Source organism: Corynebacterium sp. 22-2729, from assembly GCF_053479475.1.
Genome location: NZ_JBRBCA010000013.1, coordinates 1 through 11689, shown reverse-complemented (window position 1 = coordinate 11689; position 11689 = coordinate 1). Strand labels below are relative to the sequence as shown.

General features: G+C 57.5%; 16 protein-coding genes. 6 read left to right on the top strand and 10 right to left on the bottom strand.

The features are described from left to right. Positions 1–87: 87 nt before the first annotated feature. From ACUY2T_RS09365 to ACUY2T_RS09355, 3 genes are read right to left on the bottom strand one after another with little or no spacing between them, the layout of a single operon-like run. Positions 88–822: a GNAT family N-acetyltransferase gene (locus ACUY2T_RS09365; protein WP_448308371.1), complete on the bottom strand. Its 735-nt coding sequence runs from the start codon at positions 820–822 to the stop codon at positions 88–90. Between the two features lie 7 nt (positions 823–829). Then, a complete protein-coding gene (gene glp / locus ACUY2T_RS09360; RefSeq protein ID WP_448308370.1) occupies positions 830–2131 on the bottom strand; it encodes a molybdotransferase-like divisome protein Glp in 1302 nt (433 codons plus the stop codon). Positions 2132–2168: 37 nt separating this feature from the next. After that, on the bottom strand, positions 2169–3095 hold the full coding sequence (locus ACUY2T_RS09355) for a UTP--glucose-1-phosphate uridylyltransferase (protein ID WP_293790971.1): 927 nt from the start codon (positions 3093–3095) through the stop codon (positions 2169–2171). A gap of 108 nt (positions 3096–3203) precedes the next feature. Here ACUY2T_RS09355 and ACUY2T_RS09350 point away from each other — a divergent pair, with 108 nt between their 5' ends. Both ACUY2T_RS09350 and mscL read left to right on the top strand, forming a co-directional pair. Further along, complete coding sequence (locus ACUY2T_RS09350; RefSeq protein WP_293790970.1) at positions 3204–3854, top strand: 5-formyltetrahydrofolate cyclo-ligase; 651 nt, start codon at positions 3204–3206, stop codon at positions 3852–3854. 52 nt (positions 3855–3906) lie between these two features. Further along, positions 3907–4338, top strand: coding sequence for a large conductance mechanosensitive channel protein MscL (gene mscL / locus ACUY2T_RS09345; RefSeq protein ID WP_293790969.1), 432 nt, complete (start codon positions 3907–3909; stop codon positions 4336–4338). 11 nt (positions 4339–4349) lie between these two features. On the opposite strand, the gene ACUY2T_RS09340 is transcribed toward mscL, so the two are convergent. The 7 genes from ACUY2T_RS09340 to ACUY2T_RS09310 form a co-directional block, all read right to left on the bottom strand. Next, positions 4350–4619, bottom strand: coding sequence for a hypothetical protein (locus tag ACUY2T_RS09340; protein ID WP_448308369.1), 270 nt, complete (start codon positions 4617–4619; stop codon positions 4350–4352). Position 4620: 1 nt separating this feature from the next. Further along, positions 4621–5208 (bottom strand): MogA/MoaB family molybdenum cofactor biosynthesis protein, encoded by a 588-nt coding sequence (locus ACUY2T_RS09335; protein ID WP_448308393.1) that lies wholly within the window; start codon positions 5206–5208, stop codon positions 4621–4623. A 139-nt stretch (positions 5209–5347) separates the two neighbouring features. Further along, complete coding sequence (locus ACUY2T_RS09330) at positions 5348–6877, bottom strand: S1C family serine protease (RefSeq protein WP_448308368.1); 1530 nt, start codon at positions 6875–6877, stop codon at positions 5348–5350. Between the two features lie 101 nt (positions 6878–6978). Further along, positions 6979–8544, bottom strand: coding sequence for a sensor histidine kinase (locus ACUY2T_RS09325; RefSeq protein WP_448308367.1), 1566 nt, complete (start codon positions 8542–8544; stop codon positions 6979–6981). Beyond that, on the bottom strand, positions 8541–9236 hold the full coding sequence (locus tag ACUY2T_RS09320) for a response regulator transcription factor (RefSeq protein WP_293790964.1): 696 nt from the start codon (positions 9234–9236) through the stop codon (positions 8541–8543). The genes ACUY2T_RS09325 and ACUY2T_RS09320 overlap by 4 nt, the downstream gene beginning before the upstream one ends. A gap of 170 nt (positions 9237–9406) precedes the next feature. After that, positions 9407–9574, bottom strand: a complete 168-nt coding sequence (gene rpmF / locus ACUY2T_RS09315) for a 50S ribosomal protein L32 (protein ID WP_293790963.1) — start codon at positions 9572–9574, stop codon at positions 9407–9409. Positions 9575–9640: 66 nt separating this feature from the next. Next, positions 9641–9904, bottom strand: a complete 264-nt coding sequence (locus ACUY2T_RS09310) for a type B 50S ribosomal protein L31 (RefSeq protein WP_005293662.1) — start codon at positions 9902–9904, stop codon at positions 9641–9643. Between the two features lie 471 nt (positions 9905–10375). Here ACUY2T_RS09310 and rpmB point away from each other — a divergent pair, with 471 nt between their 5' ends. The 4 genes from rpmB to rpsR are packed head-to-tail and all read left to right on the top strand — an operon-like array spanning position 10376 to position 11352. Continuing rightward, positions 10376–10612: a 50S ribosomal protein L28 gene (gene rpmB, locus ACUY2T_RS09305; protein ID WP_005293665.1), complete on the top strand. Its 237-nt coding sequence runs from the start codon at positions 10376–10378 to the stop codon at positions 10610–10612. A gap of 2 nt (positions 10613–10614) precedes the next feature. Next, positions 10615–10779, top strand: coding sequence for a 50S ribosomal protein L33 (gene rpmG / locus ACUY2T_RS09300; protein WP_005279910.1), 165 nt, complete (start codon positions 10615–10617; stop codon positions 10777–10779). A gap of 3 nt (positions 10780–10782) precedes the next feature. Then, a complete protein-coding gene (gene rpsN / locus ACUY2T_RS09295) occupies positions 10783–11088 on the top strand; it encodes a 30S ribosomal protein S14 (RefSeq protein ID WP_005293669.1) in 306 nt (101 codons plus the stop codon). A 15-nt stretch (positions 11089–11103) separates the two neighbouring features. Beyond that, entirely contained in the window at positions 11104–11352 is a 249-nt protein-coding gene (gene rpsR / locus ACUY2T_RS09290; protein ID WP_005293672.1) for a 30S ribosomal protein S18, read from the top strand. The last annotated feature ends 337 nt before the right edge of the window (positions 11353–11689 follow it).

Sequence of the window (11689 nt, the reverse complement as noted above, 5' to 3'; positions counted from 1 at the left end):
CTCGGGTTCTTTATGCGGGCAGCGTGAGTGGTCAAGTGCTTGCCACGCTACCCGTGCAGTGGGCTAATCTGCGGTGCCACGCCGAGGCTATTGGCGGTTCACAGCCAGCCCCAAGAGTCCTCGGTTCACCAACCTGCGAACCAGCCCCTCAGGCAGCACTTCTTCCTGCGTCTGTGCCACCAGATAGTGATCCCGCCATTGGCCGTTAATGTGCAGGTTTCGACGCAGGTGCCCCTCCGTACGGAAGCCGGTTTTCTCAAGGACTCTTCGTGACGCCACGTTCTCCGCCATGACCGTTGCCTCTATCCTGTGCAGCCCCACCTCTTGCATCCCCAGATCCACGCCCAAAGCGACAGCGGCGGTGGCCACTCCCCTACCTTGGAATCGCGAGTGAACCCAATAACCAATCCAGGCACTTGAGATAGTTCCGTATTGAATGTTTCCAATCGTCAATTGGCCGGCGAACTCCCCGTCCACGTCGATGACCATTGGCACGATAAGGCGATCAGCAGCTAGAACTTGCAAATTGTGGAAGTTCTTGCGCCACGCCTCCGGGCTGTGTGCGTCGTCCCACCCCACGGCTGTGGTTGGTTCAAATGGCTGCAACAAGTGTTGATCTTCAATGCGCGCAGCTCTCCACTGAGAGCCATCGCTTGCGCGAATGGGACGCAGAGAGACTGGCAGGCCGGGAGTGAAGGCGTCATCAGTGTCTTCGGCAGTCCCATAAAGATGACCGCGGCTGAGGACGGTACGCGTTCGCAGTTCCGACGCACGGGTTTCGAGCGCTGCGGAGGAAAGAGCGGCGCGCAGGCGGTGCAACACGAGCGGACTATTCCTTGTTGCTGAGGAATAGCACGTCAACGACCTGCCCCGGCGCCACGTCGGTGACGTCGGAAGGAACTACGATCAGGCAGTTTGCCTGTCCGTGGCTGCCTAACAGGTGGGTCGGCTCGCCGCCGTTGACCGCACCAAGTGGATCCACCAGGAACTCCCGGGTTTCGCGGTCACGCATCAGCTGACCGCGGATAAATCCACGCCGACCAGGGGCAGAGGCGATGGCTGCAATCGTGCGGGCGGACACCACCCGGCGAGTGGCCTGACGACGTCCGCGAATCAGCTGCACTAGTGGACGCACCATAACCTCGAAAGCCACTAACGCCGCCGAGGGGTTAGAGGGCAGCAGGAACGTTGGCACCTTGTCTTGTCCCAGGGTGCCGAATCCCATTACGGAACCAGGGTGCATAGCGATGCGCTGAATATCCATCTCTCCCATTTCAGAGAGAATCTCGCGCAGCTCATCGCTGGCGGCTCCGCCTATCGCACCAGAGATGACGACTACCTCGGAGCGGAGTAGCTGGCTTTCGATAACCTCTCGCATCTTGCGCGGTTCACCGCTCAAGATGCCGACGCGGTGGACGTCCGCGCCTGCTTCCCGTGCAGCAGCAGCCAGCGCATAGGAGTTCACATCATAAACCTGTCCCACGGCCGGGTCACGGTCGATATCCAATAGTTCGCGTCCAAAGGAGAGCACCGACAGGCGCGGGCGCGGGTACACCAGCACCTTGGAGCGTCCCACTGCCGCCAAAAGCCCTACTTGAGCTGCCCCAATGACGGCACCTTCTTCGACGACCACGTCTCCGGGCTGAACATCAGAGCCTTTGCGGTGGACGAACTCGCCGGACGCGATGGCTTCCAGCGGGCGGATTTTACGGCCTTCCTTTTCCACCCAGTCCAGCGGCAGCACAGAATCGGCAAGGGTCGGCAGCGGAGCTCCCATTTCAACACGCACAGCTTGGCGCGGTTGTAGGCGAATTGGCCTTAGAGAACCAGCCGTAACATCGCCAACGATCGGCAGGGTTTCCTTCACTCCGCTGAGGTTCTCAGCCGCTTTACCGCCCTCTGACGTATCACCGTGATCCCCGCCTCGCGCGAGGGCAAGTGCCTGGCGGATGTCGACGCTTCTCACGGCATAACCGTCAATCGCTGCCTGATCGAAGCCCGGCAAAGGCTCGGAACCTTCGACCCTTTCTGCACAGCGCAGGCCCAGGGTCTCGGTGATGGCGATGCGCACTGGCTCAGGCGTCACCGCCGCAGAGGTGATGATTGCCAGCTGTTCTTCAACCGATCGCATGAGAGGTTCCCTTCAGCTTAAAAAGCTTGTTAGTTCTCTATGATCCCAAGTTCTCTTGTGCCAGGCGCTCTTGCAGCCAAGTCTTCAAGCTGGGGCCATAAGTCTCATTCTGCAACGCGAAATCGACGCAAGCTCGAATGTACCCACCGGGGTTACCTAGATCATGGCGCAGACCATGGTGGACAATAATGTGTACTGGGTGACCTTCGGTGATCATCAACTCGATGGCATCGGTGATCTGAATTTCGCCGCCCTTACCAGGCTTGGTGCGACGCAGCGCGTCAAATACCTGACGGTCCAGCAGATAGCGACCCGTTGCAACGAAGTTCGACGGAGCATCCTCCACCGCCGGCTTCTCAACCATGCCCTTGACGACTTTGACATCGGCGTGGTCAGCCTCGTCGATCTCAAAAACGCCGTAGTTACTTACTTCCTCACGTGGCACCTCGAAGGCACACAAGACCGACCCACCATACTGCTTACGTACGGCCAGCATCTTCTCCATCACGCCCATCGGCAGCACCAGGTCATCCGGCAGCATGACGGCGAAGCAATCCTCGTCATCATCCAGCGTCTCCTCGGCCAGCCCAATAGCGTGCCCCAGCCCCAAAGGCTTTTCCTGCTCCACAGCGACCACATCGATCAATCCATCGGTGGCTCGAACCTTTGCCAATTGTTCGGTCTTGTTTCGCTGTTCCAGCGTGCTTTCCAGCTCAGCGTCGGTATCGAAGTGACCGAGCACACCTCCCTTTTTCGGGGCTGTCACAATAGCGAGGCGACCAGCCCCCGCGTCAGCAGCTTCCTTGGCGATTAGCTCGATACCGGGAGTGTCTACAACTGGAAGCAGCTCCTTCGGAACAGTCTTAGTAGCAGGCAAGAAACGGGTTCCAAGTCCGGCAGCTGGCACCACAACGGTATGCAGGTTAGCTTGCTCGGACGTGGAGATCGTAGGGCTAGAAGTCATGCCGGAATAGTAGCGCTTCTATGAACCGATTTGTGCTCTACACACCGCCTATGCACAGTTTTCTTTCCCAGATCAAGCATTTTGCCCTCTGCAGTAGGCTCGAAGGCGATGAAAGATCTTTCTACCAGCAAAAAACTTGCCCGCGCCGCAGTCCGTGCCGCTCGCACCGCCCGAACTGATCAGCGCCCAGCGCGCGACCGCGCAATCCAGTCCCATCTTCTTAAAGCCCTCACGAAATTGCCTGCAGCACCCTCAACTCTCACTATCGCCAGCTATGTCCCCTTACCTGGCGAGCCCGGAGGCGCTGATCTCCCTGACGTTATTGCTAGTACTGGCGCGCGAGTTCTTCTCCCAAGGGTGTCCCGAAACAATGCCTCAGCTTCAAACGGCTCCCCCAGCGACGGCACCGTTGAAGGATCTACTCACGTCCCTGTCCTCGAATGGGTCGAGTTTCACCCCGAAAACCCGAACCTGGTTGCTGGAACTTGGGGGATTCTTGAGCCGGAAGGTAATGCGATTCACACTTTTCCAACATGCGCGGATGTAATTATTACACCTGCGCTGGCGATTGATTATCATGGGATACGGCTCGGGCAAGGTGGTGGCTTCTACGACCGGGCACTGGCCGACCGCCCCTCACACATCAATGTGTGGGCAGTGGTGGACCACGAAGAGTTCACACGCATCGTCCCTAGCCGGGAGCACGACTTGGTCGTCGACGCTGTGATCAACGACCTCGGTTTCTTTCCCGTCATGTAGTTGCTTGTACTGACCGCGCATGCGTCGCGGACAAGAAAGGTCTTTCAGCACAATGCTCGAAGGTTTTAAGAAGTTCATCATGCGCGGCAACGTTATTGAGCTTGCCGTTGCCGTTATCATCGGCGGTGCGTTTACCGCAATCGTTACTGCTTTCACCAGTGGCATCATCGAACCGCTGCTCGCAGCCGTTGGTGGATCCCCTGAGTTTGGCCTTGGCTTCCACCTGCGTGAGGGTAACCCCGCCACCTTCGTCAATATCGGTGGCATCCTGACCGCAATCTTCAACTTCTTGATCATCGCTGGCGTTATCTACTTCCTGATGATCATGCCGATGAACAAGCTGGCAGAGATCAACGCTCGCCGTAAGGGCATTGAGCCGGAGGAGGCTACTGCAACCGAGACTGAGCTGCTAGCCGAGATCCGAGACCTGCTCATCGAGCAACGCGGTGGCGAGGCTGAGCCGACCGGCAAGCACGCCAACTAAAGTCCACCGGACTAACCCCAATGCGGTGGACGCTGCTCCTCTAGGTAGCGGCGTTCCAATTCCGCAGAAGGCAGCTCATCACCCCACTCATCCTGAACAAGGTCTGAGTGGGGTTTCGTCGTTTTGGAGGCGATGGCGTCAAGAAAAGAAGTCCCCGGATTCTGCGCCTGGCCGACCTTGCCGAAGAACCTGCGGCGACGACCAGAAACGGGTTGTGGAACCTCTAGGTCATAGCGGTTGCGGTAACCGGGTTGGTTCGAACCCGAGTGCCGTCGGGGCATGCTAAGCCCGGTTATTCATATCGTCGACAACGTGCCGAACCAGCGGCCCCAAAGTGGCCATACCGTCGCGAATCGCTCCGCGAGAACCGGCGATGTTCACCACCACGGTGGAACCGGAGATGCCCGCAACACCGCGGGAAAGGCCCGCATCCAAAGAGTTCGCCGCCAAGCCCGAGGATCGAAGCGCTTCAGCAATGCCCGGAATCTTGCGATCCAACTCCGCGCGTGTAGCCTCCGGCGTCTTATCCCGCGGACCGGTTCCGGTTCCGCCGATGGTGACAACAAGATCCGCGCCTCCGACAACGGCGGTTTGAATAGCCTTGCGGATCGCCCCCTTTCGGGACTCAACGCTGAGAACGGCGTCGACCAAGAAACCTTCCTCGACCAGCAGCTCTGCAACCAGTTCCCCGTTCTTCGCTTTTTCCTCAGGGAAATCGGTTACGAGAACAACCATGGCGTGCAGGGGCGGATCATCGAGAAGCTGCTCGCGGGTTCGCTCCTTGGCGTCCAAGGAGTGAAACAGTGCGTCATCCGGCTCGGGGATCTCCTCTGCCAGTCGCTCCACCTGTGCGTGATCCACGGACTTCATGACCGCGACTTCATTGATGTCCGCAGACTCTGGGTTAGCCTTCCGAACGGCCACTGCGATCCTCCTGAATAAATAAACGAACGTAACTAATAAAATATCCCGTCCGCCTACTGCTGTACAGGCGAACGGGAATGCCGGACTACTCGGCGGTAGTTAGAGTGAGCTCAACCTCACGTTCTTCTCCATCGCGACCTTCTTTAACCTTGAGCTTTACAGTGTCTCCCACTGCGTGCGATCGGATAGCCGCAATCAAAGCAACGCCGGAATCCACACGTCGCTCGTCGACGTGAGTAACCAGGTCGCCCTTCTTCAAACCAGCCTTATCCGCAGGACTGTCTTTGTTGACGTCGACGACGACGGCGCCCACTTCATTGGATCGAGTATTGACCTTCGCACCGATAATCGGGTGCTCTGCTTTACCCTTATCGATCAGCTGCTTAGAGATGCGTTCGGCCTGGTTAATCGGGATGGCAAAGCCCAAGCCAATGGAGCCCGCTGACTCACCACCAGTGGAGGCGATAACAGAGGGGATGCCAATGAGCTTGCCTTGCATATCCACCAGTGCACCACCGGAGTTGCCGGGGTTAATGGAAGCATCCGTCTGGATCGCATCAATCAGAGAAGCTTCGCCACCATCTTCGCCAGATGCCTGTACAGGACGGTTCTTAGCAGAAACAATGCCCGTCGTCACCGTGGCCGATAGCCCAAGGGGGGAACCAATCGCCATCACGTCTTCGCCCACGTTCACAGCATTCGAATCACCGAACTCAATGGGCTTAAGGTCCGTGACGTTCTTGGCCTTAATCACCGCAATATCAGTCTGCGGATCGGTGGCTACGACCTCCGCCTCGAGAGTACGACCGTCGTTGAGAGCCACTTTCATTTTCGCCTTTCCGCCTTCAGCGGCAGAGACAACGTGGTTATTCGTCAGAATGAGACCGTCAGAGGAAATGATCGAGCCAGATCCCTCGTCACCGCCTTGAGACGTGGTGACGCGAATTGACACGACTGAAGGTAGAACCTTGTTAGCCACATCGGAGGTGCTTCCCGGCTCTACCGGGTTAGAAGCCTCTTTTTCCTTTGCGGACTTATTGGTGGTGTTAGAGCTGTCGAAAGACGTTGTGGCATTGTTGCTGGGCTTGTTCTCATTCAAGGCATCCATGCCCACGTAAGTCACCGCGGAGGCCACCACGGCACCGGTCAGCAACAACGCAGCAACCGCTGGTGTCGACCAACGCTTCTTCTCCCGTGGCTGCGGCGCCATCGGATCCTGTGGCACTAGCGGATCCTGGAACGGTTGGCTCTGCGCCTGCTGGGGCTGCATCTGCTGGGGTTGAATGTGCTGAGCCTGGATCTGTTGAGTCTGATTATCCTCCAGACCCGTTGGCCACGCTCCCGGTTGCACCGGCGAGCCAGCGTGCGTTGCCGGATACTGTGGCGTACCTTGCTCGCCATTCCAATGAATATGCTCGCGCCCTATCTTGCGAGCCTCTGTGCCACCACCGACGTTACCGTTTGCATTAGCGTCCGCGTTGGCGCCGCTAGCGCCTGCACTAGCTCCAGGATTCTGAGCTGCTTCCCGTCCCCCATCGGAAAAGTCCGGTTCGCCCGGCATTCGCTGCCCATTCCCCGAAGTGTTCTCACCCATATCGTGTTCCCTTTCGTTCATGGACACCAGTATGTCTGTCATATATGTAGGTCAGCGCTACGAACGCTGTAACTTTTCTGCCAGTTTAAGAAAAATCAGCGGACAAATGTTCCCGACCCACGTCACTCCTGCGATTCCCCAGGCAGTCCAGGAAGAACGGCACGCATGAGAGCACCGCCGTCATCGGACTCGTCAACCACGATCACACCGTGGTGGCGCTCAATAACTTGCTTCACGATCGCCAACCCCAAACCGGATCCTGGCATTGATCGAGCCTTTATTGACCGATAGAAGCGATCGAATACAAGTTCTCGATCCTCCTGCGGAATGCCCGGCCCCGAATCAGCCACACGAATCTCCACCTCTTGCAATGCTGAATCTTCTAGATGGGAAGCTGCGGCGTCACATCCCTCACCAGCGATCGGCTGCATCCAGACCCGCACCACACCGCCTTCGGGCGACCATTTGGCCGCATTATCCAGCAAATTAAGCAGCGCACGCGACAGGGCGAAAGAATCTCCCCGCAGGTTCCACTCAATGAGGTGGGTATCGAAGGTCACGTCGGGACGACGCCTTTGCACGCGTGTAATGCCTTGCGCGATGAGCTCGGAAATCTCGACAGTGCTCAAGACCTCTGGGTCGGAGTCCTCACGGGCTAGGTCAACAAGATCGCCGATCAGACCGCTCATTTCGTCGATCTGCGCAATGACGTCTCGCTCTATGTCTTTGCGGTCTTCATCACTTATGCCGGGACCGTCACCGTCTTTTCTTTGCGACGCCAACATCAGCAGCTCCACGTTTGTACGCAGCGACGTCAGAGGTGTCTTCAGCTCGTGTGAGGCATCCGCAACCAGATTCTTCTGTTTCGTCTGGGCCTCTTGCAGCGCATTCATCATGTTGTTGAACGACACGGTCAGCGCCCCTAGCTCGTCCTGAGAGTAGACGGGGATCTGCCGCAGCTCACCGGTACGGGAGACTTCATCAGCAGCCCGGCGCAGCCGGGTGATCGGCTGAGCACCGGAGTTCGCCACCGCTATGCCCAAGATAATCGAGGCAATAAAACCTGTCGTGGCAATGAGAATCAACACTAGCCACAGAGATTCCAGGGTTTGATTGGTAAAGGAAATATCCAGACGCAGCACGATGACACGACCGTCTAGCGCAGCAATGGCGAAACTGCGGGTATCGCCGTTGCTTTCGAAAACGTATGGGTCATCGCCCACCAACACACCGACTTCGTCGGCGCTGAGAATACCCTCGAACTTCGATAAATCTGCCTGCCGTCCCGCCTGCTCAGCGGGGACGACGAGCACACTCATGTTGTTGTCGGAGTCAAAGAAGCGAGGGCGGTAATTCTCCCCTTCGCCGGTTTCACTGGTTGGAAACTCGAATCCAGAATCGATATAAGCCTGTGCCTGAGTCTGCAGCGTCTTATCCATTTCTTGCGATAGCACCTGCTTGACAGTGGCATAGGAAGCTACGGTGATAATCGCGATACACAGCATCACTACGATGGCTGTGAGCCCAGCCAAGCGGACACGCAGAGATAATCCGCGCAGAGAAAAACGCACCGACTTTACTAGTCGGCCGCTTCTGCTTTCGCTAGAGCCACCGTCTTTCTCGGCCTGGGTGTAATCCGTTCCGGGCTCGACCGCAAGATTCTCCTCCGGGAGCCTACGCAGGATCACGGTGCAGTCTCACGCAGCGCGTAGCCCACTCCCCGCACAGTGTGAATCAAACGGCTTTCGCCATTGGCCTCGGTCTTGCGTCGGAGGTAACCGATGTACACCTCCAGAGCATTGCCGGAGGTTGGGAAGTCGTACCCCCAAACCTCTTCCAGGATCGTGTTGCGAGAAAGAACCTTTCGCGGGTTGCTCATCAGCAGCTCCAGGAGGGCGAACTCCGTGCGGGTCAGGCTGATCTGGCGGTCGCCGCGGTACACGTCGCGAGTCTCCGGGTTGAGGGTTAGATCCTCGAAACGCAGCGGTTCGTGGGACTCACCCTCCTGAATCGCCGGGCGGGCAGCGCGACGGAACAGTGAGCGGGTACGCGCCAGCAGCTCCTCCAACGCAAAGGGCTTCGGCAAGTAGTCGTCTGCACCAGCATCGAGACCGGCAACGCGCTCTTCCACGGAGTCGCGGGCAGTGAGTAGAAGGATAGGCAGATCATCGCCATGGCTGCGCAGTTCGCGGCAGACATCCAGCCCATCCTTTTTCGGCATCATCACGTCAAGGATGGCAAGGTCTGGCCGCTCATTGGTGATGGATTCCAGAGCTTCTTCACCATCCGTCGCCAGTACGACAGTGTAGCCGTTAAAGATCAGGGAACGGCGTAGGGATTCACGCACTGCCTGGTCGTCATCTACAACAAGAATCTTCATACGAACCATTGTGCCTTCGAATCTGTGGCCATGCTCGTGCGCAACCACTTTTTTAATGAACACACAGCTTTTCTTATATGTCTTAACAAGGCAAAATCCCCACCACACTGTGTGTGCGGTGGGGATCGATACGCTACGAACGTAGCTTTAAAATCGCTATGGAATCAGACCTAGTCCAGGTCGATGAGACCCAGCTGAGCGGCCTTTACCAGACGGCGAGGAATCTGAACTTCCTGGCCCTGGACCTTAACGTTCTGCAGAGCAACGTTGTCGGCCTTCCACTGGGAACGGCGGGAGTGCGTGTTTGCACGAGACATACGGCGCTTCGGTACTGCCATTGTCTTCTACCTCCTTATTAAAGGTGTGAAATAGATTTCTTGGGATCTGTTTAGTGAGAAGAGTTCTTACTTCTTCTTGCGGCGGGTCATGTTGCCGTAGCGACGCTGGAACTTCTCCACGCGGCCGGCGGTGTCCATAACGCGCTGAGCGCCGGTCCAGAAGGGGTGGGACTCGCTGGTCACGTCAACGACGATGAGCGGGTACTCGTTGCCGTCTTCCCATTCAACGGTGCGGTCGGAGGTAGCGGTGGAGCGAGTGATGAACTGGTGTCCGGTGCTCGCATCCTTGAAGACTACGGGGTGGTAGTCGGGGTGGATATCCTTCTTCATGGTTTCCTCTTATTCCCTTAGGTGTGTGTACATCAGGTCGGTCCTGCGAATCTGTTACGAAGGTCGTGCCTGAGTCGGGTCATAAAAAGCAGTGCGCCTTCTCTGCCTTCTTTATTGACGCCCTTCAGGCCACTCGGTTACCGAGGAGCTATCAAGGCGCGACAAGGTTAGTCGCACAACGAGGGACTATGATAGCGAACGAACACCTCATTAATAAAATCGCGTTTGCCGTGCTGGGACGGTGTCACAGCACGGCGCGACGGGAGCATAGGGCGTCACAAAGAGCGATTAGGTTATAGCGCACCCGTGGGGTAAAGTTAGCTCCCGCTGTTGTCTATGTAAACGTCATCGCCGGACGGATTTAAGGCTAAAAACAGCGCCCCACCACGTAAAACTCAAGGCCCGTCTAACCATGGGTTTTAGATGTGCGCGGCGCTGGCACCTTTGATCTCCGGCGGAAGGAGAAAACCCATGTCGGCATATTGCCAGGTCACGGGACGCAAGCCGAGCTTCGGCAAGTCTGTGTCCCACTCGCACCGCCGCACGAACCGTCGCTGGAACCCGAACATCCAGCGTCGTACGTTCTACTTGCCCTCTGAGGGCCGTTCCATCACGCTGAACGTGTCCACTAAGGGTCTGAAGACCATTGACCGTGACGGCATCGAGTCTGTCGTTGCCAAGATCCGCGCCCGTGGGGAGAAGATCTAACTATGGCACGTAACGATATCCGCCCAATCATCAAGCTGAAGTCTACGGCTGGCACCGGTTACACCTACGTCACCCGTAAGAACAAGCGCAACAACCCGGATCGCATCACCCTGAAGAAGTTCGATCCGATCGCCCGCAAGCACGTCGAATTCCGCGAGGAGCGATAATTTATGGCTAAGAAGTCCATGATCGCGAAGAACGAGCAGCGCAAGGAAATCGTCGCCCGCTACGCGGAGCGTCGCGCTGAGCTCAAGAAGATCATCAAAAACCCGAACAGCACCGACGAGGAGCGCCTGGATGCACAGTGGGAGCTGAACCGTCAGCCCCGCGACGCTTCCCCGGTTCGCGTCCGTAACCGCGACGCAGCCGATGGCCGCCCGCGCGGCTACCTGCGTAAGTTCGGCCTGTCCCGTGTACGTGTCCGCAACATGGCTCACCGCGGTGAGCTGCCGGGCGTACGCAAGTCCAGCTGGTAAGGGGGAGCTTTAACAATGAAGCGCACCAACATGAAGAAGGCGCGGATGGAACAGTCCCGCCGCCCGAAGAAGAACCCGCTCAAGGCCGAGGGCATTGAGACGGTTGACTACAAGAACTACGACCTGCTGCGTAAGTTCATCTCCGAGCGTGGCAAGATTCGCTCTCGCCGCGTAACGGGCCTGACCCCGCAGCAGCAGCGCCAGGTTGCCACCGCCGTGAAGAACGCGCGCGAGATGGCACTCCTGCCCTTCCACAGCCGCTAAATAGCCGTCTCCTTTGCAAAAAGGGGATGCGCAGTGGCTGCGCAGCAGGGCTGCGCGCTTAAAGCGTCGCTGCCCGCAGACGTTTAACAGACACGATTAAAGACCCAACGCCCTTGTGCTCTAAAGCACGAGCCCGGCGGTGGGTCTTTTTCGTACCCTCCGCCAGCAAAGAAAAATGTCGGCTATGCTGGCACAGTAAACTAATGAGAGTGAAGTGTCCCGGGTTTTGTTCCTAGGCTTGTGCCTTGATTTCCATTATTTCTCGACTGGGGTGGTGTTCCCAAAATTCGGTTTCGACTTCAGCCGGCGTGCGGTAGCCCAGGCTCTGGTGGAGCCT

Bases quoted from the DNA above. Each gene is read 5' to 3' on its own strand.
- glp (WP_448308370.1), bottom strand. From the start codon at position 2,131: ATGCGATCGGTTGAAGAACAGCTGGCAATCATCACCTCTGCGGCGGTG.
- ACUY2T_RS09355 (WP_293790971.1), bottom strand. From the start codon at position 3,095: ATGACTTCTAGCCCTACGATCTCCACGTCCGAGCAAGCTAACCTGCAT.
- ACUY2T_RS09350 (WP_293790970.1), top strand. From the start codon at position 3,204: ATGAAAGATCTTTCTACCAGCAAAAAACTTGCCCGCGCCGCAGTCCGT.
- mscL (WP_293790969.1), top strand. From the start codon at position 3,907: ATGCTCGAAGGTTTTAAGAAGTTCATCATGCGCGGCAACGTTATTGAG.
- ACUY2T_RS09340 (WP_448308369.1), bottom strand. From the start codon at position 4,619: ATGCCCCGACGGCACTCGGGTTCGAACCAACCCGGTTACCGCAACCGC.
- ACUY2T_RS09335 (WP_448308393.1), bottom strand. From the start codon at position 5,208: ATGAAGTCCGTGGATCACGCACAGGTGGAGCGACTGGCAGAGGAGATC.
- ACUY2T_RS09330 (WP_448308368.1), bottom strand. From the start codon at position 6,877: ATGAACGAAAGGGAACACGATATGGGTGAGAACACTTCGGGGAATGGG.
- ACUY2T_RS09320 (WP_293790964.1), bottom strand. From the start codon at position 9,236: ATGAAGATTCTTGTTGTAGATGACGACCAGGCAGTGCGTGAATCCCTA.
- rpmF (WP_293790963.1), bottom strand. From the start codon at position 9,574: ATGGCAGTACCGAAGCGCCGTATGTCTCGTGCAAACACGCACTCCCGC.
- ACUY2T_RS09310 (WP_005293662.1), bottom strand. From the start codon at position 9,904: ATGAAGAAGGATATCCACCCCGACTACCACCCCGTAGTCTTCAAGGAT.
- rpmB (WP_005293665.1), top strand. From the start codon at position 10,376: ATGTCGGCATATTGCCAGGTCACGGGACGCAAGCCGAGCTTCGGCAAG.
- rpmG (WP_005279910.1), top strand. From the start codon at position 10,615: ATGGCACGTAACGATATCCGCCCAATCATCAAGCTGAAGTCTACGGCT.
- rpsN (WP_005293669.1), top strand. From the start codon at position 10,783: ATGGCTAAGAAGTCCATGATCGCGAAGAACGAGCAGCGCAAGGAAATC.
- rpsR (WP_005293672.1), top strand. From the start codon at position 11,104: ATGAAGCGCACCAACATGAAGAAGGCGCGGATGGAACAGTCCCGCCGC.